Below are 26,295 nucleotides of genomic sequence, written 5' to 3' on the forward strand. Positions count from 1 at the left end.
GCCACAGAGCCTTATGTACTCTGTTTACTTATTATAATTTAGGTACAGAATGAACACATTCTCCATGTACATCATGAAGTGCTTCCATTAGTCCTTCAGATAAACTTGGATGTGGATGTATTGCATCCCCTACTTGTTCTACAGTTAATCCTAGATGAACAGCAAGTGATAACTCTGTTAATAAATCTGTAGCATGAGGACCTACTACTGCTGCACCTATTATTTTATCTGTTTCTTTATCAGCTATTATTTTTACAAATCCTTGGAAATGTCCTATAGCCTGTGCTTTTCCAAGTCCTCTAAAATCAAATTGACCTACATTGTATTCTACACCTTCAGCTTCAAGTTGTTTTTCAGTTTTACCAACACCAGCAACTTCAGGTTCAGTATAAACACATCTTGGAATTGCTCTATAATCTACTACTTTAGTTTTTCCTAAAGCATTTTCAACTGCAACAATACCTTCTTTAGAAGCAACATGTGCTAAGAAAGGAGTATCTATTATATCACCTATTGCATATATACCTTCTACATTAGTTTCAAGATGCTCATTAACTACTACTTTTCCTCTTTCCATTTCAATTCCTATATCTTCTACTCCAGAATTATCAAGGTTAGGTCTTCTACCAACACATACTAATGCATATTGTGCTTCTATAACCTTTCCATTAGAAAGAGTTGCAACAGCTTTACCATCAACTACTTCACAAGTTTGTACTCCAATACCTGTAATAACTTTAATCTTATCTTTCTTAAATTGTCTAAGTAGTTGTTTTGCTACATCTTTATCTTCATTTAATAGTATCTGGTCAACCATTTCAACTATAGTTACTTCTGTTCCTAAGGCTCTAAAGAATTGCCCTATTTCACATCCTATAACTCCACCACCTACTATTAACATAGATTCAGGTATATCTTCAAGTCCAAGAACTTCATCACTAGTTATTACAATCTTTCCATCATATGGGAACATTCTTGGTACAACTGGAACAGAACCATTAGCTAGTATTATCTTATCAGCTTTTATAGATTCTACTGTTCCATCATCTTTTGTTACTTCTATAGTATTTTTATCAATTAATTTTCCAAAACCATTAACTAGTTTTACTCCTCTTTTCTCAAATAGGAATTCTATACCACTTATTAATTGATTTACAACTTTATTTTTTCTTTCCATTATGGCAGTGAAATTTGGTGTAACTGTACCATCTATCTCTATACCAAAATCCTTTGCTTCCTTCACAGTATTTAATACCCCTGAAGAAGCAAGAAGTGCTTTAGTTGGTATACATCCTGCATTTAAGCAAGTTCCTCCAACTCTTCTTTTTTCAACAACTGTCACCTCTGCACCAAGCATAGAAGCTTTTATAGCTGCTACATATCCTCCTGGTCCACCACCTACTACTACTATTTTCATCCTTAATTCCCCCAAACCTTATAATCTACAATCTTGTAATACTATAAACCTGCGGCATCTAGTATAGCAGGTATATTTTCTTCTGCCCCAATTGCCATTATATGAACACCATCACATAAATCTTCTTCTTTTAATTGTTTGATAAGTTCTCCTGCCATTTTTATTCCTTCACTTACCCAGTTTTCTTTTCCAGCTGCTCTTAATCTTTCGATTTGTTCATCTGGCACAAATATTCCTGGTACATTTGCAGTCATAAATTTAGCCATTCCTGGAGATTTTAAAGGTACTATCCCTGCCAATACCTTGCAATCCATATCTCTTGTTAGTTCTCTAAACTTTCTCATTGTATTTATGTCATAAAGTGCTTGAGTTTGGAAAAATTTAGCTCCAGCTTTTATTTTCTTTTGCATTTTTAATAATTGAACTTCTATTGGAGAATATTCTGGAGTTACTGATGCTCCTAGATAAAAATCTGGAGAACCTTTTAATTTATTACCAGCCATATCCGTACCTGCCATTAGAGTTTCAGCAGTTTGAAGTATCCCTACAGAGTCTAAATCAAATACACCTTTAGCTTGTGGATGGTCTCCTACGCTAGTATGGTCTCCTGTTAATGCCAACAAGTTGTTTATCCCAAATACACCTGCTGACAACATTTCTCCTTGTATAGCTATCCTATTTCTATCTCTCCCTGTTATTTGAATCACTGGCTCTAATCCAGCATCTTTTAGTAATTTACATGTAGCAAGAGAAGTTGCTCTCATAACTGCTGATTGAAAGTCTGTCACATTTGCTGCATGAACTCTTCCAACTAACGGCTTTGCACATTCAATTAAATGTGAAAGGTCAGTCCCTTTTGGAGGAGCCATCTCAGTAGTAACTGCAAATTTTCCACTCTCTAATGTTTCTCTTAATAAGCTCATCTCTAATCCCCCTTTTAACCTTCTAAAAAAAACTTTTATGAATTGGCTGTTGCTTCTTTCTTTTTCTTTGCACTTAAGCTTCTTGGATTATTTTGCTTAGAATAGTCTTTTGGCGGTCTTATTTCTGCTAAATTATCTAATTGCCCTATAGATTCCAATCTTTCATATATTTTTATCCAAGCACAATCATTTTCTGGATTTACTTCACATTTACCATTTTTAGCTCCACCACAAGCCCCATTCATAAGACCTTTAGCACACATAGTTACTGGACATATTCCACCTGTCCAACCAAGTTCACAGTCTCCACAAGCCTTACAGGCTTCCTCATATTCTCCAACCCTTTGTACTTCCCCTATAAACAAAGTGTTGTTAGCTGGATAAACTGGTTTATTTTTTAGGTTTTTAACTATTGTTTGTGTCCCATCTCCACATGCTAAAGATAAAACTGCATCAGCTTCTTTAGTTTCTTCTTTTAGAGCCTTTAAGTCCTTTTTAGACTTTAAAAGGTTACAAGCAGGATCAAGCATTACATATCCTAAGATTTTTTTGCCCTCACCTTCAAGAGTTTCCTTCATTTTTAGAACTTCTTCTTCTCCACCACTCTTACAAGTCGCTGCACATTGATTACAACCAACTAAAACTAGCTTGTCAAAATTCTTTAAGTACCCTAGCACTTCTTCCAATGGTTTATTTTCAGAAATTATCATATCTACTTCCCCCCTAAACCTTCCACAATATCTATCTATTTATTGTTTTGCAACTTACAAGCTTTAACTACATGTTTTGCAAGTATAGATGTTGTAACTGAACCAACCCCCGCTGGAACTGGAGTTATCATAGATACTTTATTTAAAACTGCATTTGTATCAACATCTCCACATAAATTTCCTTCTTCATCAACATTTATACCAACGTCTATAACTACTGCTCCATCTTTCACAAAACTTTCATCTACCATCTTAGCTCTACCAATAGCTGCTATCAATACGTCCGCTTCTGCAGCTACATCTGATAAGTTTTTAGTCTTTGAATGGCATATTGTAACAGTTGCATGTTCACTTAATAAAAGCATTGATACTGGCTTCCCAACTACCATTGATCTTCCAAGAACTGTTACCTTACTTCCTTTTAAATCAACATTATAATGTTTTAATATTTCTACTACTGCTGTAGGAGTACATGGTGGGAATCCACTCTTATCTCCTTCCATGACTTTAGCAGAGTTTATTGGGCTAAAACAATCTACATCTTTTTCTGGTGCAATGACATATTTTATAACTTCTTCATTTAAGTGTTTTGGAAGTGGTCTAAAACATAATATACCATTAACATCCTTGTCATCATTAACTTTCTTTAAAACATCAATATATTCTTCTTGAGTTATATCTTCAGCTAATTCCAACACCTCAGTTGTTATACCAATGTTTTGACATCTTTTTAGTGCTCCTCTTTCATATGATAAATCATCACTTCTTGCTCCAACTCTAACTATTGTTAGCTTAGGATTTATACCTTCTTTAACTAGTAACTCGACTTCTTTTATTAAGTCTTCACTAATCTTATCAGCTACAGGTTTTCCTTTTATAATCTGTCCTTTAGTTGACATTACTTCCATATATTCACAACTCCCCTACAAGCAAACTTAAATTAATTTATTCTATATACCACATATTAATAACATAGTATCTACTTTCGTCATTTAAAAATTATTTACCAAGCGCTTTTTCAACTTTAGCATAAACTTCATCACAAGTTTTAACGCCATCTTCAACTAATTTATCTACTTCTGTTTTTACTTTACTAACATATTCTTGATCTTGTATAGAATTTATATTTATAACTACATTTAATTGTCCACCAAGTATAGCAGCTCTTAAACATTGAACCCCTACACCAACGTCGCTTATAGCAAGTCTTGAACCTTTATCAACTAAATCTTCATGTAACTTAATAGCTTCATAACAAACTCTTACTATATTTAATGGTACTTCACAAGCAACTTTTAGCGCTTTTTCCATTGTTTCTGCTTTTATTCTTTTTTCCTCTTCTGTTTCTTTAGGAAGCCCATAAGCTTTTGATAATGGTAAGAAACATTCTGCATCATCATCTATCATTTTTAATAAATCTTTTTCTAATTTTCCTGCTTTATTTAATATATCTTTTACACTTTCTTCATACTCAGCATACTTTTTCTTTCCTATTGTAAGATTGCATACCATACTCCCTAAAGCCATACCAATTGCACCAACTAGTGCGGCAGCTCCTCCGCCACCTGGTACTGCTTCTTTAGAAGATAGTACTTCTACAAAATCAACACAAGTTTTATCTGCTATTTTCATGATAATCCTCCTTAAAAGGATGTAGGAAAATATCCTAAATTATCTTAGAGATATTTCCTACTCTTTATTTATAAATTAATACACTTAGAATAATCCAGCTATTACTCCATTTTCATCAACATCTATTTTTTCTGCTGCTGGAACTTTTGGTAATCCTGGCATTTTCATTATTTCTCCAGTAAGTGCAACTATAAATCCAGCTCCTGCTGAAATTGATGCTTGTCTTACAGTTATTCTAAATCCTGTTGGTCTACCTAATTTAGTTTGGTCATCAGTTAAAGAATATTGAGTTTTAGCCATACATACTGGAACTTTAGTAAATCCAAGTTTTTCTAAGTTAGCTATTTCTTTATCAGCTTCTGGAGTATAATCTACACCATCTGCTCCATAAATCTTAGTAGCTATAGCATTTATCTTATCTTTTATAGATAAATCATCTTCATAGCAGAATCTAAAATTATTTTCTTCTTCATCTAATAATCTTAAAACTTCTTTAGCTACTGCAATTCCACCTTCTCCACCTTTTGCCCATACTTCAGAAAGAGCAACATTAACGCCTAATTCTTTACACTTGTCTTCAACAAGTTTAAGTTCAGCTTCAGTATCAAGTGGGAATCTGTTTATTGCAACAACTGCTGGTAATCCATATACTTGAGTTATGTTTTCAACATGTTTTAATAAGTTTGGAAGTCCTTTTTCAAGAGCTTCTAGATTTTCTTCGTTTAAGTCTGCTTTAGCAACTCCACCATTGTATTTTAATGCTCTTACAGTAGCAACTATTATAACAGCATCTGGTTTTAAATTTGCCATTCTACATTTTATATCTAAGAATTTTTCTGCTCCAAGGTCAGCACCGAAACCAGCCTCAGTTATTACATAATCTGCAAAGTGCATAGCCATTCTTGTAGCTATAACAGAGTTACATCCATGAGCTATATTTGCAAATGGTCCACCATGTACAAATGATGGTGTTCCTTCAAGAGTTTGAACTAGGTTTGGTTTTAAAGCATCTTTTAATAATGCAGCCATAGCACCATTAGCTTTTAATTGTCTAGCTGTTACAGGTGCACCTTCGTAGCTATATCCAACTATTATGTTTCCTAATCTTTCTTTTAAGTCAGCTATATCACTTGCCAAACAGAACGCTGCCATTATTTCAGAAGCAACAGTTATATCAAATCCATCTTGTCTAACTGCTCCATCGCCTTTTTTACCCATACCATCAACGATATTTCTAAGTTGTCTATCGTTCATGTCTACACATCTTCTCCAAGTTATTTTCTTAGGGTCTATTCTAAGTTCATTTCCTTGATGAATATGATTGTCAAGCATAGCAGCTAAAAGGTTATTAGCAGCTCCTATAGCATGAAAGTCTCCTGTGAAGTGTAAGTTTATATCTTCCATAGGAACAACTTGTGCATATCCTCCACCAGCTGCCCCACCTTTAACACCAAATACTGGTCCTAGAGATGGTTCTCTTAGAGCAACTAATACATTTTTATCTAATTTTGCAAATGCATCAGCAACACCGATAGTAGTAGTAGTTTTTCCTTCACCTGCTGGAGTTGGGTTTATAGCTGTAGTTAATATTAACTTAGCTTTTTTCCCAGTTTCTCTTTTTAGTAGATTGTAGTCAACTTTGGCTTTGTATTTACCATATAGTTCTACATCTTCTTCACCTAGTCCTAATTTTTTTGCAACCTCTCTAATATCTTGAGGTTTAGCTTCTTGAGCTATTTCAATGTCAGATTTAAATCCCATAACTGAATCTCCTCCCACAACCTAAATAGATTTAAAATATAATTTTTGTATAAATTGTATTAATATGTAAAAATTATATTTTATAAGATAATTATACATGTAAAATTGCTTAAAAACTAGCTACTAAGCTATTAAAATATCTTTAACTTAATAGCTAGTCATTTATCTAATTAATCATTTATTACCTATCTAATACCTATTTATTGCCTTTAACCAACAACCCAATTATAAATCAAAATTTCTATTTATCTTTAAGTGACATTAATTTCTCTTTTATTTCTTTAATTTGTGCCTTTGTTGTTTCACTAGAATCATATGGAGATTGATTAGCTCTATCAGAATCTATAACATCTTGATTGTAATAGATAAATCCTAAAGATTCCCCATCTTCTAAGTTTTGTATTATAAATTCTTCATCTTCTTTATTTCTGATTTTGTTACCTACAACAAATACCTTATTTACGCCTATATCATGACCAAGTTTTTTAACTTTTCTATATGTTTGGAGACTTCTTTCTCCTGGCTCTACAACTACTATAAAAGCATCTACACCTTGAGCTGTTCCTCTTCCTAAGTGTTCAATTCCAGCTTCCATATCCATAACAACTACATCTTTATTTTGTAGTATTAAGTGTGAACAGAGTCTTTTTAAAAGAACGTGCTCTGGACATACACATCCAGTGCCACCAGAATCCACTGTTCCTAATGTAAGTAATCTCACTCCGTTGTATTCTTTACAGAAATTTTCAGGTATATCGTCTACTTTAGGATTCATCTTAAACATTTTTCCAAATGAACCTACAGAAGCAGCTGTTCTATCTGAAACTAACTTTTTCATTTCTGATATAGGTACTATTGATTCATATACTTCTTTTGGAAAACCTAGTGCTAAAGCTAAATTAGCATCAGGATCGGCATCAACAGCAACAACTCTGTATCCGTCTTCAGCAAACATCCTAGAGAGCATTGAAGAAAAAGTCGTTTTACCTACTCCACCTTTACCTGTTATTGCTATCTTCATAATCCCTACCACCTTTATTACTATTTGCTTTTTATTTTATTTATGTTTTAGTGTAGTTATCTATTTTTTAAACACTAAAAATAAACTACAGCTAGTCCTTACAGGAACCAATTACATTTACCCTACTAGCTTTTCAAAGCAGCATGTATAGTTTTAGTATTCTTCATTATATTGTTTATATTTTATTTATTCAGTATATTCATTGTATTTTGATGTTCTTTTCTTTAATATTTGACTTCATTCAACTATAAAACCTTTATTTAGATATAAAATCGTTTTTTCTAAGGCTTTAGCCATTTTCTAAGCTTCTGCTTCAACACCCATTTTTTCTTCAACTAATGCTTCGAAGTGAACACGTTTCTTTTCTATATCTTCTATTATTGTAGCTGCTAACTCTTTTGGATTTGTATTTACAGTAAATGTTGCACCAACTTTATCTTTTAATTCGCTAGTTAATATATCTACTGCTCTTGAAGAACCAGCTATTGGAGGCATTATTCCTAAGTAAGTGTCTATACCAGAAGCTACAACATAGCATCCTATAGCAACTGCTTTTTCTGACATCCACTCTGGAGCTATACCTACAACTGGAAGGTCACACATATCCATATCTAAGTAATTAGCTGCTGCTCCAACTAAATCTAATATACGGCTTATATCAACGCAAGAACCCATATGTAGTACTGGTGGGATTCCTACTAATTTACAGACAGTTGCAAGACCTTTACCTGCATATTTTTCAGCTGCATCAGTTTCCATTAAACCAAATTTAGCTGCTGCTGAAGCACCACATCCTGTAGTAACTACTATTATGTCGTTTTTAATTAATTCTTTCATTATTGTTACGTGAGCCTCATTTGAAACTCCTTTAGCATTGTTACATCCAACTACACCAGCTGCTCCTCTTAATACTCCAGATTTTAAACAGTCTGTTAATGGCTTAACTGTTCCTGCTGGATCTATATGAGAGTTTACAACTCTGTCTAATTGATTTACTACTGCTTCTACACTATACCCAACTGTTGCCCCTGATTTTAATTCAGGTATAAGTACTTTTGATTTATCTCTATTTTTAAAGTTTAAGATAGCTTCTTTAACTATTGATTTAGCATCATCAAGAGCTTGTTCTTCTCTAAATTCAATATAAGTTGAACCTGTTATTTTAGCTTTTGGAGAAGTTGTTACAAATTTAGTGTGGTAACAATCTGCTACTCTAGCTAGTGCAGGGAATATACATTGAACGTCAACTATTACAGCCTCAACTGCTCCAGTTACTATTGCAAGTTCTTGTTGATGGAAGTCTCCTGCTATTCTTACACCATGTCTCATTGTAATTTCATTACCTGTACAACACATACCAGCTAAGTTTATTCCATCTGCTCCAACTTCTTTAGCTAAAGCTATTAAGTCTGGTTCTTCTGCAGCTAAAACTATCATTTCTGATAATGCTGGCTCATGTCCATGTAATATTATATTAACTTTATTTTCTTCTAATACTGCTAAGTTAGCTTCTGTTCTTCTTGGTACTGGAGTTCCAAATAAGATATCGCTTAAACGAGTACCTATCATAGAACCACCCCAACCATCAGCCATAGAAGTTCTTAGACTCATGTGTATTAAACTATCTATATCACCAGTACAACCTATATGAGTAGAGTGCATTATTGTTGCAATTTCTCTATCTATAGCTCTTGGTTCTATAGCATATTCTTTCCATATTTTTTGTCTTGGTTCTGGCGCATTTTTTATAAATCTTAATGTCCCAAAAGGTTTACCAAATTCCATTAATGCAATTTCTGCCACTTCATGTGCTACATCATAGATATCTCTACCTTCTGTTTCTACATCCCATTCTTTAGCTAAAGTAATTAATTTAGCTTCGTCTCTTATTTTATAGTTTCCATTTGGATCAGCTAATGCTAATGTATGTGCTATATCTCTAGCATGGTCTGAATGGGCAGCTGTCCCACCAGCAACCATTCTTGCAAAGTTTCTACCTACTATAGTGTGTTCGTCTGCTCCACATAACCCTCTTGGAGTTTTAGGACTTATTCTACATGGTCCCATTCCACATATTCTACAGCAAACCCCTTGAAGACCAAAACCACATTGTGCTTTAAAGCCTTCTTTTCTATCATACATTGTTTCTACGCCTTCTTCTCTAGCTTTTGCTATCATCTTCTGGCTGTTTAAATCAATTGTTAACATTTTTTCATCCATATTCCTATCCCCTTTTTTTGATTTTTAAAATCCCCCAGGTGACTGACTTCATGTCATAAAATAATAAAATAAATGCTTTCTAAGTTGATTATATACTAATTTTCAGCACTTTGCTTTAGATTTAAATATTTTTTTAACAAAATTAGATAATACATAAAAATTTTATTTTTAATACCTAATTTAAGTTAATTTAACTACTCATTTTTGGCTATTTTTTAATACTTGAGCCTACTTTTTTGATACTTTAGTTTAATTAAATTATGTTTTGATTTTTTTAAATCAATTTTGAATTATTTCTAGTCAATTTTTTGATATTATATCTTATTTGTGTGTTTATTATTTCTCACTACTTTTTTGGACTTGTTACAGATTTTTACTCCCTATACCATAATTAGTAAAAACTTCTTAGAATAGCATTTTTTGGACTAATTTTTTGAAATTTTTTTATTTTTCTTACTTTAATATTAATTATAGCTTCAAATTGAACATTTGTATATATTCATTTGAAGCTATAATTATTTTTTATATAAAATTTTTTTAATATTGCATTAATTTAGATATTATGACTACATTTTATCTTTTAACGCATTTATTTTACACACTTAATGTTTTTATTTCATACTTTTAGCTACAATAGCTCCATACGCAATAGAGTACAATTTAGATTCATGTGAATCAGCTCTTGATACTAAAACTATAGGAGCTTTTGCGCCCATAATTATACCTGCTGATTTAGAATCTGCCATGTATGTAAAGGCTTTTCCTATGCCATTACCAACTTCTATTGTTGGAACCAACATAATATCTACATCTCCAGATACTTCACTTTTAAATCCTTTTATCTCACTAGCTTCTTTTGAAACTGCTAAGTCAAAAGCTAAAGGACCTTCTACAATTACATTATCTCCAAATTCTCCTGCTTGACAAGCTTTTGCTAACATATCTGCATCTACAGTAGCTTGCATTTTAGGATTTACTTTTTCCTTAGCTGCTAAGCATGCAACTTTTACAGTTTCCATACCTAAAGCTTTTGCTGCTTTTATAGAATTTTTTAATATCTTTGCCTTTTGTTCATAGTCAGGAGCTATATTCATTCCTCCATCTGTAGTTATCAATAGCTTATGGTATCTTTCTAACTCATATACCATAACATGACTTAATAAACTATCAGTTCTAAGACCATAATCTTTATTTAACACTTCTTTCAAGATAACGGATGTATCTAATAAACCTTTCATTACAAAATCAGCTTCTTTACTTGATACTAATTTAACTGCTATTTCAGCACAGTCTTTAATATCATCCTTGTCAATAATTTTAATTCCACCCAAATCAAATTCTATTTCTTTTGATATTTCTCTTATCTTTCCTTCATTTCCAACCAATATAGGAGTAATTATATTTCTTTCTACAGCATCCTTTATAGCCATTAAAACTTCTTTATCGTGAGCTGCTGCTACAGAAAGTACTATTTTTTCTCCTCCTTTAAGCTGCTCTAAAATATCATCTAATTTCTTTATCAAAAGTAACCCCTCCCTTATATATATTTAACTAAATAATACCATATTTGATATGTCTTTTATCAATTTATTTTTTATGTTACAAAAAATTTGTACAACTAAAATCTGCTTTAATATTTAATTATTATAAATTCAAGATACTTATGAAATATAATATTACAAATAGTAAATAAGAGTAAAAATACTTAGACAAAGTAAATAAAAAAAGTGGTACAACATAATAAATGTTCTACCACTCTTAATTAATAAAATTTAATAGCATCAGATAAAACTCGCTAGCATCAAGTCCAACCTAATAAAGTAAAACCTAATAGAATCTAATACAATCTAATAACATTCTTACTTATTTATACCAAGCTCTTTTAAACAAGCAATCGTAATCTCATCCTGTGGATTTAATTCATAAGCTCTTTCTATATAGTAAGTTGCATCATCAATTTCACCATTGTTTAAGTAAGCCATACCTAAATTACAAAGAATTTCTGGGTCCTCTTTTATCTTAGCAGCTTGCTCAAAATACTCTATTGCTTTATCTAAATTATATTTAGAAGCTTCACAAAGCCCTAATTCAACTATAGCATCTACTTGCTTAGGTTTTATTACTAATATCTTCTCAAAATACATCTTAGCCTGCTCTATTTCGCCCATACCCTTATATCCTAGCCCTATCATAAACAGCAAATTCCACCAATCCATATGTTCTTCTTCCAGTGGCAGTAATTTTTCTAATCCCTCTTTAAACTTACCATGGAATATAAGTGTATATCCTTCTTCATACTGTACTTTAAAATCCATCTTTCCTAAATTTTCTTGTATCTCAGCCACTAAGTCAGCATCTAAACCTAATCTTAATGCATCTTCCCATGTCAATTTAGTCTTCAAATATTGACCTTGATTATAATAATGATAACCTAAATGATAATAACCTAATGCAAAATCATTATCAATATCTATTATCTTTTCAAGTTTGGCCATTGCCTCAAGTAAAAATGCATTCATAGCCTTATCATCTAGGTCTTTTTGATATTGTTTTGCTATCTCTTGGCACACAATTGCATAATTATACATTGCATCTAAATCATCTGGATACATAGTTATAAATGCTTTTATATATATTAAAGAATCTGTATGCTCTCCAATCTCAAAGTATTTTCTAGACATGTATCCCATATATGCTTTTAAATCTAAGTTAATATCCTTAGACAAAGCATCTAAAAACTTTTCATATTCTCCATTATTTTTAAATTTACTATCTATACCAATTATATATATCATTGCATCTGCTATAGACATTGAGTTTAACTTATCTTGAGCAGTTTTTTCTTTTATACCTTTTACTAGTACCTCATTTTTTATAGGTACATCTAGTCCACCTTTTGGCACATCATAACTCTTTAATTTAAATTCTCCACCATGCTTTATAGTTATAAAAGCTAGTTCTTCTGCCTTCTTCAGTAAATACTTTTCTATTTTAAAATCCATTGTTTCCTCCTAAATACTTAAATTTCTACTTTATGAGTTTTAGATTTCTCAAATATTTTTTTATCATCATATTCAAATAAGACTATATTTTCTTCTTCTCTTATTTCTGTATTTATATTATTTTTTAAATCCACAATATTAAATTTAAATGGTTCAAAATGAACATATTTTATTATATGTTTTGCTGGTTTATCAACAAAATTAGGTAGATATGTTGATAAGTTATCATTATCTTGTAAAAATACATGACATCTATTCTTAAAGTCATCCACATCTAACTTATTAAAAAACTGTGGTATATTTGATGTCTTACCTAGTGAAATGTAGTCATACTTTAATATATCATTAAATACATCATTGTCTATATTTATTTTTTCATTATAGAAATCCAGTAATATTTTGTATAATTGATTTTTCCCCTGTGCCAAGTCAAAATACCCATTTTCATCAAAGTACTTAGCAAAAGTTTCAAAAAATTTAAAAGGACTTTGTTTATAAAATTTGCCTATAATATATCTCATGGACAACACAAAGTTTTTAGAATTGTAGTATCTTTCAAGTACATCTTCTATATCCTTTAATTTCAATGTTTCTTCATAGCTTATATAATTATTGTATAAAAACTCATATGGAGCATAATCCTTATATTTAAATCCATGCTCATCTGCTACCTTTCTCATACCTGTACCCTTAATCATCTTTAAGAAACCTAATTGTAAGTGTTCTATCCCTAGATTAAATACATCATTAAATGAGTTCTCAAAGCTTTCATAATCCTCATAGGGAAGTCCTGCAATTAAGTCTAAATGTTGATGTATATTTCTATAAGATGCTACTGTCTGAACAACATGAGATAACTTTTTGAAATCATCTCTTCTTCCTACTGCATCAAGTGTTTTTTCATTTGTCGACTGTACTCCTATTTCAAACTGGAAAAGCCCTTCTTTACAGTCAGCCAAAAACTCTAGCATCTTGTCATCTATCAAATATGCTGTAACTTCAAAATGATAGGTTGTATATCCATTATCATTTTTCATAAGAAAATCCATAATTTCCATAGCTACTTTTTTATTTGCATTAAAAGTTCTATCAATAAATTTAATTTGTGAGACTCTTGCATCTATTAAAGCTTTTAAATCTCTTTTTATTCTATCTAAGCTGAAATATCTAAGACCAGGAATGGTAGAAGATAAGCAGTATTGACAGTTAAATGGACAACCTCTTGACGACTCATAATATACTATTCTATTTTCATATTCCTTTGGATTTAAATTTTCATAAGGACTAGGAATCTCGTCCAAATTTTGAAGAAGTTCCATAGGTTTATTTACTATTATCTCGCATCCTTGTCTATATACCAATCCGTCTACACTTTTTATTTCTTTTTTTCCTTTAAGATGAAGCACTAACTCTCTAAAGATTAATTCTCCTTCTCCATAAAGTATATAATCTACAAAATCGTATTTCTTCATTGCCTCATAGCTATCATAACTCACTTCTGGCCCGCCCAAAGCTATTTTAGTATTTGGTCTAATTTTTTTTAGATTATCACAAAGTTTAACTATATCTCCTATATTCCAGATATATGTTGAGAATAAAATTATATCATATTCATTTTTGTATATATCTTTTAAAATATAATCTAAGTCATTGTTTATCGTATATTCTTTCATGTCAACTTCTAGCAAATTCCTTACAAATTCTTTTAGGTATCTTATAGCTAAATTTGTATGAATAAACTTAGAATTCAACGTTGTTAATAAAATTTTCAAATATTTCTCACCTCTTTTTAATATTATACTGCTTTTTGTACCCCTTATAGGTTAAAATAGTATATGTAAAGTCTATATAACATTTATATAATTAGATTATTAATTTCAAGTAATGTGAGGAAAGGAAGTTTTTTATGGAATTAATTGAAAAAGTATCTATCAACTCTTTATCAAAAAGAGATTTACTGCTTATTATAAAGTCTCTTGAATACACTAATGAAAATACCCAAATTAGTGATTTTATCGACCTTAGAAATAATATAGTAAAAGAATTATGTTTCTTAACTGACACTAAAGAAAAAGATTTTTTGGATTACTTAGAAAAAAACAGTAATCTCTAGTAACCTAAACCTTTTTAAACTTTAATATATAAATACCTGATTTAGAATGTATCTTTATGCTTAATATATTATCACTAAAGGTTTTCGACATAACTGTTATTTGATTAAATATGGGGTCTATTGTAGTATCGCCTTCTTCAAGGCTTATAAGACTTCTTGGGTCTATTTTTTTATTATACATTTTAACCCCAATTTTATATTTTCTCAACTTAACAACATATTCTGACATAGAAAGAATAAAATCTATATTATCTTCGTTTAATTCAGTCTCTTCACCTAAAATAGATAATATAGATTTTTTCATGCTTTTAATTCCTTCATTTTCTACATTTCTGTCTTCTATATAAATATCATATAAAATATTTAAAACACTTGATAGAATACTTTCTTCATCATAATCTTCATATTTTAAATCAATATATTTATCAATTAATTGTATTGTACCTATCCTTGCCATCTGAAACTTTACAATATCAGACTTGTCTAATTCTATAGAAAAACCTATTATCTTGTCTTTAATATTTTGTAGTAATTCGACATATTCAATTTTACTGTTATTTATAAGATTGTGCATAACAGAATTATATGCTACAGAACTTAATAAATAATCAAATAAGAATTCCTCTTTTCTAAAGTAACTCACATATTTTTTTATTAATTTAACAACCTCATCTTCACTTTTTTGAATATTAGTATTTGATAAAATTAATGGTAATAAAATATTTAAAAAATTGACATTACCTATTTTTTCTCCATAAAATCTGAAGTAAATAAGTTCATCTTTCAATCTCTTTTCGTCTATATATACACATCTTTGAGTTTTATCATCTATTAAGGATTTTGTATTTATTATAATTAAATCTTTAAGAGTCTTACTTCCATTATTAAAAGAAGATGTGTAGACTTTTTTTATTAATACGTCATTCATAAATATATCCTTTCTCAAAAACTTAATTTAAATATCCTGCTATTAAAAAAAAAGAGACAGCCCGTTAAGAAGCTGTCATATATAGGGGGATAGTAGTGTACAAAAATCATTGTAATCTACTATCTATATATTATTATACGATACTACTTTTTTATATGTAAAGCATCAGTTTTCGACATCCCTATATTCTACAGTTATACAAATTGCGTACTAAGTTCAATTTTATTCTTTTTATTTCAACATTTTGTTGTATTACATTCTTTCTGGAGCGTGCATTCCCAACAGCTTCAGAGAATTTTCTAAAGTTTGTTTTGTGGCTTGTACCAAAGCAAGTCTCGATTTTCTAATCTCTAAATTTTCCACTAAAATTGGATTGTCATGATAAAATTTATTAAACGCTTGAGCTAAATCTAGCATAAATCTTGTAACTATATGCGGTTCATTCTTCTTTAGAGCAAGTAAAATATTTTTATTAAATGACTCTATAACTCTAAGAACTTCTGCACTATCTTCATCAGCCAATAGACTATAATCTATATCAGAAGTGATTTCTTCTTTTGCTTTTCTTAAAACTGCACAACATCTAGCATGTGTATATTGAACATATGGTCCAGTCTCTCCATCAAAGCTTAATGTTCTTTCCCATGAGAAAGTATAGTCTTTTATTCTACTATTAGATAGTTCTTGGAATACTACAGCTCCAACACCTACTTGTTTAGATATTTCATCTACATTTTTAGCATCTGGGTTTTTAGTTAGTATAATATCCTTAGTTTTATCTATAGCTTGATTTAATGCATCTTCTAAAAATACAACTCTTCCTTTTCTAGTTGACATAGTCCCTTCTTCAAGAGCTACCATACCAAATCCAACATGCACTAAGTCTTTTGCCCATTCATATCCCATAAGTTCAATTACTTTAAACCATTGTTGGAAATGTAGGTTTTGTTGAGAACCAACTACATATATACACTTATCAAAATCATAAGTTTCTTTTCTATATATTGCTGCAGCTAAATCTCTTGTCATATATAATGTTGAGCCATCATTCTTAGTAATAAGAGCTGGTGGCATCTTATATTCTTCTAAATCAACGATTCTTGCACCTTTAGACTCTTGTAAAAGATTTTTCTCTTCTAACAACTCTATTACTCTGTCCATCTTATCAGAATAGAAACTTTCACCTGCTAAAGAATCAAATTCTATATCTAAAAGTTTATATACTCTACTAAATTCTTTTAGACTTTCATCTCTAAACCATTGCCATAATTCTTTTGCTTCTTCGTCACCATTTTCTAATTTAGTAAACCATGCTCTTGCTTCATCTTCCATTTCTGGATGTTGTTCTGCTTCCTCATGGAATCTTACATATAATTTTAATAATTCTGGGATTGGATTAGATTCTACTACTTCCTTTTCTCCCCACTTTTTAAAGGCCACTATTAACTTACCAAATTGAGTTCCATAGTCACCTAAATGATTTATTCTTATAGTTTTGTATCCTTGTGATTCATATATCTTATATAGAGCATTACCTATTACTGTAGTTCTTATATGCCCTATATGGAAAGGCTTTGCTATATTTGGAGAAGAGTATTCAACTATTACAGTTTTATCTTTTCCAAAATCACTACGACCATAATTTTCTTTTTCATCTAATACTTTTTTGATTACAGTTTCTGCTAATTGAGATTTGTTTACAAAGAAATTCACATATCCGCCTAATTGTATTACTTTTGTTATCTCTCCACTAGCTTCTATACTTTCTGCTAATTCACTTGCTATCATGTTTGGAGCTTTTCTAAATACTTTAGCTAATTTAAAGCATGGAAAAGCATAGTCACCCATGTCCTTGTTTGGTGGAACTTCTATAAGTGCCTCTATCTCTTCTATCGACAGTTCTTCTATTTTCTCTTTAAGGCAATTTGATATTGCTACCTTGAAATCTTGCATCTTGTTGCTCCTCTCTACATTGTTCCTGGTTTATATTGTGCTTATCTCTTTATGTTAAATCAAATTTAGTGTTTTTTCAAGTATTTCATTACAGGGCAAAACACTTTAATAATTATGTTTTCTGTATATATTAAAAATACTATAATTACAGTTTTTATCTATACGATTATTGCTTTTCTATAAGTCTTTTTCACTCTTGACTTTTATTCCTTCTTCTTCCAGTAACTTTGCTGTGATACCTTTCCCTGGTATTTTTTTGCCTGAAAAACTACCATCATACACTAGATTACATCCACAAGAGGGGCTACCCTCTTTTAGTATTGCTTCGCTACATACATATAATCTTGCTATTTTTAGAGTTTCTTCAGCCCCTCTTACAAAGTTTTCTGTTACATCTTTATTATCTTCTTTTGTGATTACTTTTCCATCAACTATCTCAGCAGGAGGTCTTGGTGTAGATAAACCACCTAACTGTTCTGGACATACAAGAGTAAAATCTTTACCTTTTAGGTATTCTTTTACTTCTTCATTTTCATTATTATCGCCACTATATTTACAATTTATTCCTATTAAACATGCAGATACTAATATCATAAAAATGTGCTCCTATACAAATTATTTTAGTTTAACAATTGTTACTCCTGCTCCACCTTCTCCATACTGGCCACCTCTTTGTGATTTTACATGTCTATTTTTTCTTAAAATGTCTTGTAGTCCTGATTTTAGCACTCCTGTACCAATTCCATGTATTACTGTTACAGATTCTAGACCTGCTACATATGCATCATCTAGATATTTTTCGACTTCCATTATAGCTTCTTCTAAATTTAAACCTCTAAGGTCAACTTCACTTTTTATATTTCCAGATTTTGCCCTTATGATATTTCTTGTTGATTTAGTAACGTGTTTTGAAACATCCTTGTGAGATTTTTGTAAAGATTTAAAAGGTAGAGTCATCTTCATTATACCAATTTGCACTACTGCTTCTTTTCTCTTTTTGTCTACAGAAACCACACTACCATTTTGATTTAAAGTTATTACTCTAACTTCTTCCCCTGGTTTTAGGTCTTTTATTTCTTTACTTGAAACTTTTGGAACTATCATACTTTTTACTGTCGGTTGAAGACTTCCCATAGAACTAGTCAATTCTTTTCTAAGTTCTTCTATTTTACGATTTTTTTCTTTAGAAGCTCTTTCTTGTTCTAAACTTCTAAGTTCCTTTATTATAAGGTCTACTTCTTCCTTAGCTTGTCTTGTTATTGAAAATGCTTCTGATTTAGCCTTTTCAATCATCTTATCTCTTTGAGTAACTAATTTTTCAAGTTTTTCGTCGTATTCTACTTTTAGTCTTTCTATCTCTTCCTTCAATCTCTCAGCTTCTTCTCTATCTTCAATAGCTTTGATTCTGTTCTTTTCAACATTTTGTAATACATCTTCTAAAGCTATGTTATCTGTGTTTATATATTCTTTGGCACGTGAAATTACATAGTCACTAAGTCCAAGTTTTCTGGAAATCTCAAACGCATTTGATTTTCCAGGAACACCTATAAGTAACTTATATGTTGGACTTAAAGTTTCTATATCAAATTCAACTGCTGCATTTTCTACACCAGATTTAGTAAGAGCATAATTTTTAAGTTCACTATAGTGAGTAGTTGCTATACATTTCGCTCCTACAGAGTTTATATCTTCTAATACTGCTATTGCAAGTGCAGCTCCCTCAACAGGGTCTGTTCCTGCTCCTAATTCGTCAAATATAACTAAAGAGTCTGCTGTTACGGTTTTTAGTATTGATACTATATTTGTCATGTGAGATGAAAATGTAGATAAACTTTGCTCAATACTTTGTTCATCTCCTATATCTGCAAATACATTATCATATACACACATACTACTTCCATAATCAGCAGGTATGTGAAGTCCACTTTGTGTCATAAGTGCAAATAAACCTACAGTTTTTATTGTAACTGTTTTACCACCTGTATTTGGACCTGTTATTACCAATGTGTGGAAGTCTCTTCCTAAATAAATAGTATTTGCCACTACTTTTTTCTTATCTAATAGTGGATGTCTTCCATTTTTTATATTTAAATATTTATCCTCATTTAATGTAGGCTCTATACCTCTCATTTGTATAGAAAGTTTTCCTTTTGAAAATGCAAAGTCTAATCTTCCAAGTATCTCTTGATTGGATATCAAATCTTCACTTACTTCTCCAACCATTGCAGAAAGTTCTGATAAAATTCTCTCTATCTCTTCTTGCTCTCCTAATTTTAGCTGTCTTAACTCATTGTTCATCTCTACTATAGTCATTGGCTCTATAAAAAGTGTCGCACCAGAAGATGACTGGTCATGTACTATACCAGCTACTTGCGACCTATATTCAGATTTTACAGGTACTACAAATCTATCACCTCTTAGAGAAATTATGGCATCTTGTAAGTATTTTTGATAAGTAGTTGAACTTATTATTGAATTTAATTTAGACCTAATGGATTGATTTTTTTGAGCTATTCTTCTTCTGATATCTCTAAGTGTACTTGAAGCATTGTCAGATATTTCTACTTCACTTATTATCGCATTGTATATCTGTTCTTCTATATCTTTATATACATATAGAGAATTTGATAGAGATTGTATTATTGGATAATTAAAATCTTCTTCATCACTGCTAGATAGACTATTTTTTAATCTTCTAGCTACTCTTAAAGTATCCGCTATCATAATTAAACTTCCTGGGTCAAGAGATGCACCTATATAGGCTCTTTTAACCTTATCTTCTATATCATGAATACCATCCAAACCTACTGAACCTCTCTTTATAATAATTGATTGAGCTTCACTAGTTTCTTCTAGCATGGACTTTACTTCTACAAAATCAGTATTTGGAACTAAACTTTCTATATATTTTAGACCTAAAGAAGATGAGGCTTTCTTCTTTAATAAATCTATTATTTTATTGTATTCTAGAACTCTTAACGATTTCTCATTCATTTTTCTATATTCACCATCCTCAATATTTTAACTTTTTTCTTTAATATTTAAAATGTATGCTTTCCAAGCATTTTCAATAAAAACTGCAAGTTTTATTTCTTTTTTATTTCTAAATTTATTATATTTTTTCTCTTTTAGATATATTTTAAACATATTTTGTATTATACTATGTATGTAGCTATCTATATATTATACATAAACATGCTTTATTTGTAATATAATCTGTTAAAAAATCTTCTTTAATATTTTTTAAAGGAGTTTATTTTAGCTTATTTTATAAAAATAGCTACTTATATAGATAAATTAAGGAGGAACACAAGTCATGGGAAACGTATTAGAAGGATTAAAGCCAGAAAATGTTTTTAAAAACTTTGAGAAAATATCTCAAATTCCTAGAGGTTCTGGAAACGAGAAAGGCATAAGTGATTATTTACTTAGCTTTGGTAAAAATTTAGGGCTTGAAACTATCCAGGATGAAAGTTTAAACATAATAATAAGAAAGCCTGCTACAAAAGGATATGAAAATTGTCCAGGAGTAGTTCTTCAAGGACATATGGATATGGTTTGTGAAAAAGAAAAGAATGTTGAACATGATTTTCTTAAAGACCCTATAAAATTAAGAATTAATGGTGATATGATATACGCTACTGGAACTACTCTTGGAGCTGACAATGGTATCGCTGTTGCTATGGGTATGGCTATATTAGAAGATAATACTTTAGAGCATCCAGCATTAGAAGTTTTAGTTACTGTTAATGAAGAAGATGGTATGAATGGTGCTGATGCATTAGACCCAAGCTTAATCAAAGGTCAATATATCCTAAACATGGACTCCGAGGAAGAAGGATATCTATTAGTTAGTTGTGCTGGTGGTAAAACTTGTGTTGTTAGTCTACCTGTTGAGTACAAAGAAGTTGGAGCTGACAAGCAAGCTTTATTAGTTGAAGTTACTGGATTATTAGGTGGACATTCTGGTATGGAAATTGTTTTACAAAGAGCAAATGCTAACAAAGCAATAGCTAGAGTATTAAGCGTACTAGATGTTGATTACGAATTAGTTTCAGTTGATGGTGGTACTAAGCATAATGCTATACCTCGTGAAGCTAAATGTATAATAGCTGTTGATAAAGCTGATGTTGAATCTGCTAAAAAACAAATAAATGATATTTTAACTGCATTTAAACATGAGTTTACTACTTCTGACCCTGATATGGCTTATTCAGTAGTTGAAACTTCTGCAACTAAAGCTCTTACTAAAGACTGCAAAGAAAAAGTTATTCAAATGTCAAGCTTAACTCCTCATGGTGTTCAATCTGTAAGTCTTGATATAGAAGGATTAGTTGAAAGTTCTACTAACTTTGCTATAATTGAAACTAAAGAATCAACTATTGAATTCTTAACTTCTGTTAGAAGTTCTGTTATGTCTATTAGAGATGAGATAGCTGATAGAATAAGACTTTTAGCTCAAGCTTTAGGTGCTGACTATGGTCTTACATCTCAATATCCAGCTTGGGAATTTAAAAAAGGTTCTAAATTAGAAAAAATATGTAGTGAAACTTATGAGAAATTAACTGGTAAAGTTCCTACTGTTATGGCTCTACATGCTGGTCTTGAGTGTGGATTATTACTTGATAAACTTCCTCATGCTGAAGCTATCTCTATAGGACCAGATATGTTTGATGTTCATACTCCAAAAGAACACGTTAGTATACCTTCTATTGCTAATGTTTGGGATTATGTTATTGAAATATTAAAATCTATGAACCAATATTAAGACTAAGTTTTAAGAAGCAGATTTTAATTCTAAGTAAATCCATATAAAATTAACCTGTAAATTAATACTAATGTTAGCATCAAGTTTAATTTTAGTATTAATTCATAGAAATAAAGCCTAATGATGATAATAACATACGTCATTGGGCTTTATTATTTTTACTTTAAAAAGATTTATTAGATACTTTTTATTTAAAAATTTATTATATTTTTATACTGAATCTTATATAAATTAATACATCTCTTTTATGTACAATTATACAAAACTCGTTCAATTGTATCTTATTTACAATTTTTATAGTAAATCTTACTAAAAATTATACTCCTACTATTTTAAATTTATTTCTTCCTTGCTTCTTAGAATCATAAAGAGCATCATCTGCCATTTGATATAATTCGTCATATTTCTGTCCATATTTTGTTATTACTACACCCATACTTATAGATATGCTTTTTCCACTTGGCAGTTTTATGAGGTGAATTTGTTTATATACTTCATTACATTTATTGACAAGTTCTTCCTTATTTATTATATCTTTAATATAGATACTAAACTCGTCTCCACCCAATCGACCAACAATATCATTTTTTTCAAAACTTCTAGCAAGTACTTTTGCAACATCAATTAATATTTTATCTCCAATTAAATGCCCATAAGTATCATTAATAGACTTAAAATAATCAATATCTAAAATTAACAAAGCTCCATTTTTGTTAGGAGATAAATTAGATAAACTTTCTGTAGTTAACTTTCTAATATATGCTGAATTAAGAATATTTGTTAAGCCATCTTTTTGAACCTTATCCAGTAACTTATCTTTTTCCTCTTTTTCAGAATCAATATTAGATATTTTTCCAATTACATACACTGGTACACTTTTTTCATTATAAATTATTTTTGAAGTAATTCTAATCCAGTGACAACTACCATCAGCGCATATAGAATACATTTCAGTCGTCCCATTCTCCTGTGACTTGATTACATCAAAAAACTTTTTATTATGTTCTATTTCAATCTCACTCATAGCACTCTTACTTATACCATAATAAGTACTAATTCCTTTCCCTTTCATAGAAACTATCAATTTATCTCGTTTATAATCATATTCAAAAAAGTATTCACTTGCCATTTCATAAACTTCAGCATGCTTTTTAAGTTCCAAAGATATTTTCTGATTCATACTTTTACGTGTATGCAGGCTCCATGCCATACCTCCAATAATGCAAAGTAATAAACTAGCAACTATTAAAATAGTTTCAATTGGATTTTGTTGCATAATATAAAGTAGTGAAAAGTCTTGTCTATATGTAGTGTTTTGATAGATAATTGATTGCATCTTTTCTGATGGAATGCTTATAATAGCTTTATTAAATATACCCAATAATTCCTGCTTACTTGGTTTAACTATTCCAAAGCAAATACTCTGTGATTCATAAGTCTGTGGAACTAAACGTACGTTTTTGTACTTAGGTTGATTAATATAGTACTGTATAGAATATCCTTCTCCATAAGTATAATCTGCAAACCCTTTGTTAACAGCTTCTATACACTCTTCCAAAGTATCATACCATATGACATCCCCATTAAAATAATTATCATAACCAGTCCCTTTAGGTAGAGCTAGACGTTTTCCATCTAAACTATTTTCATTTAATTTGTTATTAATCATCATAATATATTGGGTGGAAACAAATGGTCGAGACATAGTCACATTGTGTTTACGAGAATCTTCATAATCATAAATCATTCCTGCTACAATATCAATTTCATGATTTTTAGTCATTTTATCCAAATCTTTTTGTGACTTTACAGGCACCAGTTCAAACTTCAATCTAGTTTTATCAGATATGTGATTTAATAAATCTATTGATATACCCTTTAATTCTCCTGTTTTTTTATCTATGTTTTGAAATGGTGGCTTATTTAAAAGTACTCCAACTTTTAATGTATCTATATCTTTAATATATGTAGTTTCATCATCAGACAAAATCATCTTACTATTTTCTGGTGTAAAATATTTTTCATACAAAGCAGTCGAAAAATATGGGTCTGTCTGTTCGATATTATTAATTGCTGAATTGAGTCTTTGAGTTAAGTCTGTACTTCCTTTAGGTGTAATAAAATAGAATGGCTTTGGTGAGAATTTAGCTATAGTACGCACACCTTCCATTGGACTCACACTCACATTAAGCAGTGCATCTGCTTCACCAACCTTTAGTGCTTGTAATTGTTCTTCTTGTGACTTACAATATACCAATTTAGGTGATATTAAATTCATCTTGCAATATTCATTTAATTCTTTAAGCCTAGTATTAGAATTCTCTATTACAGCAATACGAATTTCTTTCATAGCTTCTAACCTTATACTATCAATAGCTGTATTTTCATATAATACTTGTAATACTGTATTTACTACTCCATAACTATTACCTGCATAATTATACAATTTTTCCATCTGCTCATTGTATAACATGCTTCCCATTATATCAATCTCACCTTTTTCTAACATTTTCATTAGTTTTGTAAGAACTTCATTTTCATCACCAGATACTTGAACAAATTCATAATTCCATCCAGTATATTGTGCAATTTCTAACAGATATTCGTATGTATATCCAGAGTACTTACCTTGTTTATCTAGTTCAGTTAACCCTTTTTGAATAGGATAAGCAACCCGAATAGTACGATTATCACTACCTAGAGCATTGACATTAAAAGGAAATATGCAAGAAGTGAATATGGATGCAATTACAATAATTAATAAAAGTAATTTTTTTGAATTCACTACACTAATCCTCCATATAATTAAGATTTACAATGCAAATTACTACTTAAACTTTTAGATATGAAAAAGTAGATTAGCATAAAAAAGGATATAAAAATTTACTTAAAAATTTAAATATCCTCACCATATACAATATACCTAGATTATAACTGATTTATTTGATTATTACAACAAATTTACTATATTAAATGTATACATTATCTTGTGCTAATCTTGAGTATATAATACATTCTAAGTTCTATCTTATTTCAAATTTAGCACTATTTCTATTTACAGTTCTCTTATATTTTACACTTGGGTATCCCAATATAAATGAAGTTATAACTGCTTCATTATCATTCATTCCCAATAATTCCTTTAACTTTGGCTCTACATTTGATGCCATAACAAAGAATCCATTGTAGCACATTCCTAATCCTTGAGAATAAGCCATAAGCTCCATATTAGACGCAGCTAATCCACCATCTACATATACACTTCCTCCTAAAGAAGTATCACCAACTACTACCATAAGTAATGGTGCATCATAGAATAGAGAATCATATCCTTCTTCTTTATATCTTTTGTACATTCTCTTAAATGTATTTTTATATATAGAACGTACAGGGTCTTCATCATCAGTATTTAATGCCAAGTTATAAAGCCCTTCTATTGCTAATTCTTTTACTTCTTTTAGTTTTTCTTTTACTAATATGTATCTTATCGGTTGTCTATTTCCACCTGTTGGTGTGTATCTTCCTGCTTCTACTATGTTTTTTATTTTTTCTTCTTCTACCTCTATGTCTTTATAGCTTCTTATACTTCTTCTAAATTTGATAAAGTTTAGTAATTTTTCAGGCTCTAGTTCAAAATTTTCATGATTGAATTCTAATACTTCATTTTTATCAAATTCCTGCATTTCTATTGCATCTGTTGGACATATAGCCATACAGTGACCACAATTAATACAGAGAATATTTTTCACCTTTGCTTTATCTTCTTTAACCCTTATTGCATTTACAAGGCAGTCCGACTCACACATACCACATCCTACACATTTGTCTAAATTTATGTCTATCATTC

19 protein-coding genes are annotated in these 26,295 nt (G+C 30.4%); 2 read left to right on the forward strand and 17 right to left on the reverse strand.

The features are described 5' to 3' along the window. Nucleotides 1–31 precede the first annotated feature (31 nt). The 11 genes from lpdA to IC213_RS12900 form a co-directional block, all read right to left on the reverse strand. Nucleotides 32–1,417: a dihydrolipoyl dehydrogenase gene (gene lpdA / locus IC213_RS12850; protein WP_227433447.1), complete on the reverse strand. Its 1,386-nt coding sequence runs from the start codon at nt 1,415–1,417 to the stop codon at nt 32–34. 41 nt (nt 1,418–1,458) lie between these two features. Beyond that, nucleotides 1,459–2,340 carry a methylenetetrahydrofolate reductase gene (locus tag IC213_RS12855; protein ID WP_003432262.1) on the reverse strand — a complete coding sequence of 294 codons (882 nt, stop codon included), beginning with the start codon at nt 2,338–2,340 and terminating at the stop codon, nt 1,459–1,461. Nucleotides 2,341–2,375: 35 nt separating this feature from the next. After that, nucleotides 2,376–3,050 carry a methylenetetrahydrofolate reductase C-terminal domain-containing protein gene (locus IC213_RS12860; RefSeq protein ID WP_227433448.1) on the reverse strand — a complete coding sequence of 225 codons (675 nt, stop codon included), beginning with the start codon at nt 3,048–3,050 and terminating at the stop codon, nt 2,376–2,378. 35 nt (nt 3,051–3,085) lie between these two features. Continuing rightward, nucleotides 3,086–3,958 carry a bifunctional 5,10-methylenetetrahydrofolate dehydrogenase/5,10-methenyltetrahydrofolate cyclohydrolase gene (locus tag IC213_RS12865; protein WP_227433449.1) on the reverse strand — a complete coding sequence of 291 codons (873 nt, stop codon included), beginning with the start codon at nt 3,956–3,958 and terminating at the stop codon, nt 3,086–3,088. 91 nt (nt 3,959–4,049) lie between these two features. Next, nucleotides 4,050–4,682 (reverse strand): cyclodeaminase/cyclohydrolase family protein, encoded by a 633-nt coding sequence (locus IC213_RS12870; protein WP_227433450.1) that lies wholly within the window; start codon nt 4,680–4,682, stop codon nt 4,050–4,052. A gap of 84 nt (nt 4,683–4,766) precedes the next feature. After that, nucleotides 4,767–6,443, reverse strand: coding sequence for a formate--tetrahydrofolate ligase (locus IC213_RS12875; RefSeq protein ID WP_227433451.1), 1,677 nt, complete (start codon nt 6,441–6,443; stop codon nt 4,767–4,769). Nucleotides 6,444–6,684: 241 nt separating this feature from the next. Further along, a complete protein-coding gene (locus IC213_RS12880) occupies nt 6,685–7,464 on the reverse strand; it encodes an AAA family ATPase (RefSeq protein ID WP_227433452.1) in 780 nt (259 codons plus the stop codon). A gap of 300 nt (nt 7,465–7,764) precedes the next feature. Continuing rightward, complete coding sequence (gene cooS, locus IC213_RS12885; protein ID WP_227433453.1) at nt 7,765–9,684, reverse strand: anaerobic carbon-monoxide dehydrogenase catalytic subunit; 1,920 nt, start codon at nt 9,682–9,684, stop codon at nt 7,765–7,767. A gap of 611 nt (nt 9,685–10,295) precedes the next feature. Further along, a complete protein-coding gene (locus IC213_RS12890) occupies nt 10,296–11,207 on the reverse strand; it encodes a bifunctional enoyl-CoA hydratase/phosphate acetyltransferase (protein WP_227433454.1) in 912 nt (303 codons plus the stop codon). A 336-nt stretch (nt 11,208–11,543) separates the two neighbouring features. Then, nucleotides 11,544–12,686 (reverse strand): tetratricopeptide repeat protein, encoded by a 1,143-nt coding sequence (locus IC213_RS12895; protein WP_227483005.1) that lies wholly within the window; start codon nt 12,684–12,686, stop codon nt 11,544–11,546. Between the two features lie 17 nt (nt 12,687–12,703). After that, nucleotides 12,704–14,458 (reverse strand): B12-binding domain-containing radical SAM protein, encoded by a 1,755-nt coding sequence (locus tag IC213_RS12900; RefSeq protein WP_227863143.1) that lies wholly within the window; start codon nt 14,456–14,458, stop codon nt 12,704–12,706. A 134-nt stretch (nt 14,459–14,592) separates the two neighbouring features. Here IC213_RS12900 and IC213_RS12905 point away from each other — a divergent pair, with 134 nt between their 5' ends. Continuing rightward, nucleotides 14,593–14,799 (forward strand): hypothetical protein, encoded by a 207-nt coding sequence (locus tag IC213_RS12905; RefSeq protein ID WP_227433457.1) that lies wholly within the window; start codon nt 14,593–14,595, stop codon nt 14,797–14,799. Between the two features lie 4 nt (nt 14,800–14,803). On the opposite strand, the gene IC213_RS12910 is transcribed toward IC213_RS12905, so the two are convergent. From IC213_RS12910 to IC213_RS12925, 4 genes are all read right to left on the reverse strand, one after another. After that, on the reverse strand, nt 14,804–15,727 hold the full coding sequence (locus IC213_RS12910) for a hypothetical protein (RefSeq protein ID WP_227824724.1): 924 nt from the start codon (nt 15,725–15,727) through the stop codon (nt 14,804–14,806). Between the two features lie 252 nt (nt 15,728–15,979). Then, nucleotides 15,980–17,680 (reverse strand): arginine--tRNA ligase, encoded by a 1,701-nt coding sequence (gene argS / locus IC213_RS12915; protein WP_227433459.1) that lies wholly within the window; start codon nt 17,678–17,680, stop codon nt 15,980–15,982. A 177-nt stretch (nt 17,681–17,857) separates the two neighbouring features. After that, nucleotides 17,858–18,274: a DUF523 domain-containing protein gene (locus tag IC213_RS12920; RefSeq protein WP_227433460.1), complete on the reverse strand. Its 417-nt coding sequence runs from the start codon at nt 18,272–18,274 to the stop codon at nt 17,858–17,860. 21 nt (nt 18,275–18,295) lie between these two features. Next, nucleotides 18,296–20,674 (reverse strand): endonuclease MutS2, encoded by a 2,379-nt coding sequence (locus IC213_RS12925; protein ID WP_227483008.1) that lies wholly within the window; start codon nt 20,672–20,674, stop codon nt 18,296–18,298. 322 nt (nt 20,675–20,996) lie between these two features. Between IC213_RS12925 and IC213_RS12930 the strand changes: the two genes are divergently transcribed. Further along, on the forward strand, nt 20,997–22,448 hold the full coding sequence (locus tag IC213_RS12930) for an aminoacyl-histidine dipeptidase (RefSeq protein WP_227824723.1): 1,452 nt from the start codon (nt 20,997–20,999) through the stop codon (nt 22,446–22,448). Nucleotides 22,449–22,764: 316 nt separating this feature from the next. On the opposite strand, the gene IC213_RS12935 is transcribed toward IC213_RS12930, so the two are convergent. Then, nucleotides 22,765–25,233, reverse strand: coding sequence for a diguanylate cyclase domain-containing protein (locus tag IC213_RS12935; protein WP_227433463.1), 2,469 nt, complete (start codon nt 25,231–25,233; stop codon nt 22,765–22,767). Between the two features lie 238 nt (nt 25,234–25,471). Further along, nucleotides 25,472–26,293: a nitroreductase family protein gene (locus IC213_RS12940; RefSeq protein WP_227835901.1), complete on the reverse strand. Its 822-nt coding sequence runs from the start codon at nt 26,291–26,293 to the stop codon at nt 25,472–25,474. Between the last annotated feature and the right edge of the window lie 2 nt (nt 26,294–26,295).

Origin of the sequence: Clostridioides sp. ES-S-0049-02 (assembly GCF_020658465.1) — a bacterium.
In the GTDB taxonomy this organism is placed as follows: Bacteria; Bacillota; Clostridia; order Peptostreptococcales; family Peptostreptococcaceae; genus Clostridioides.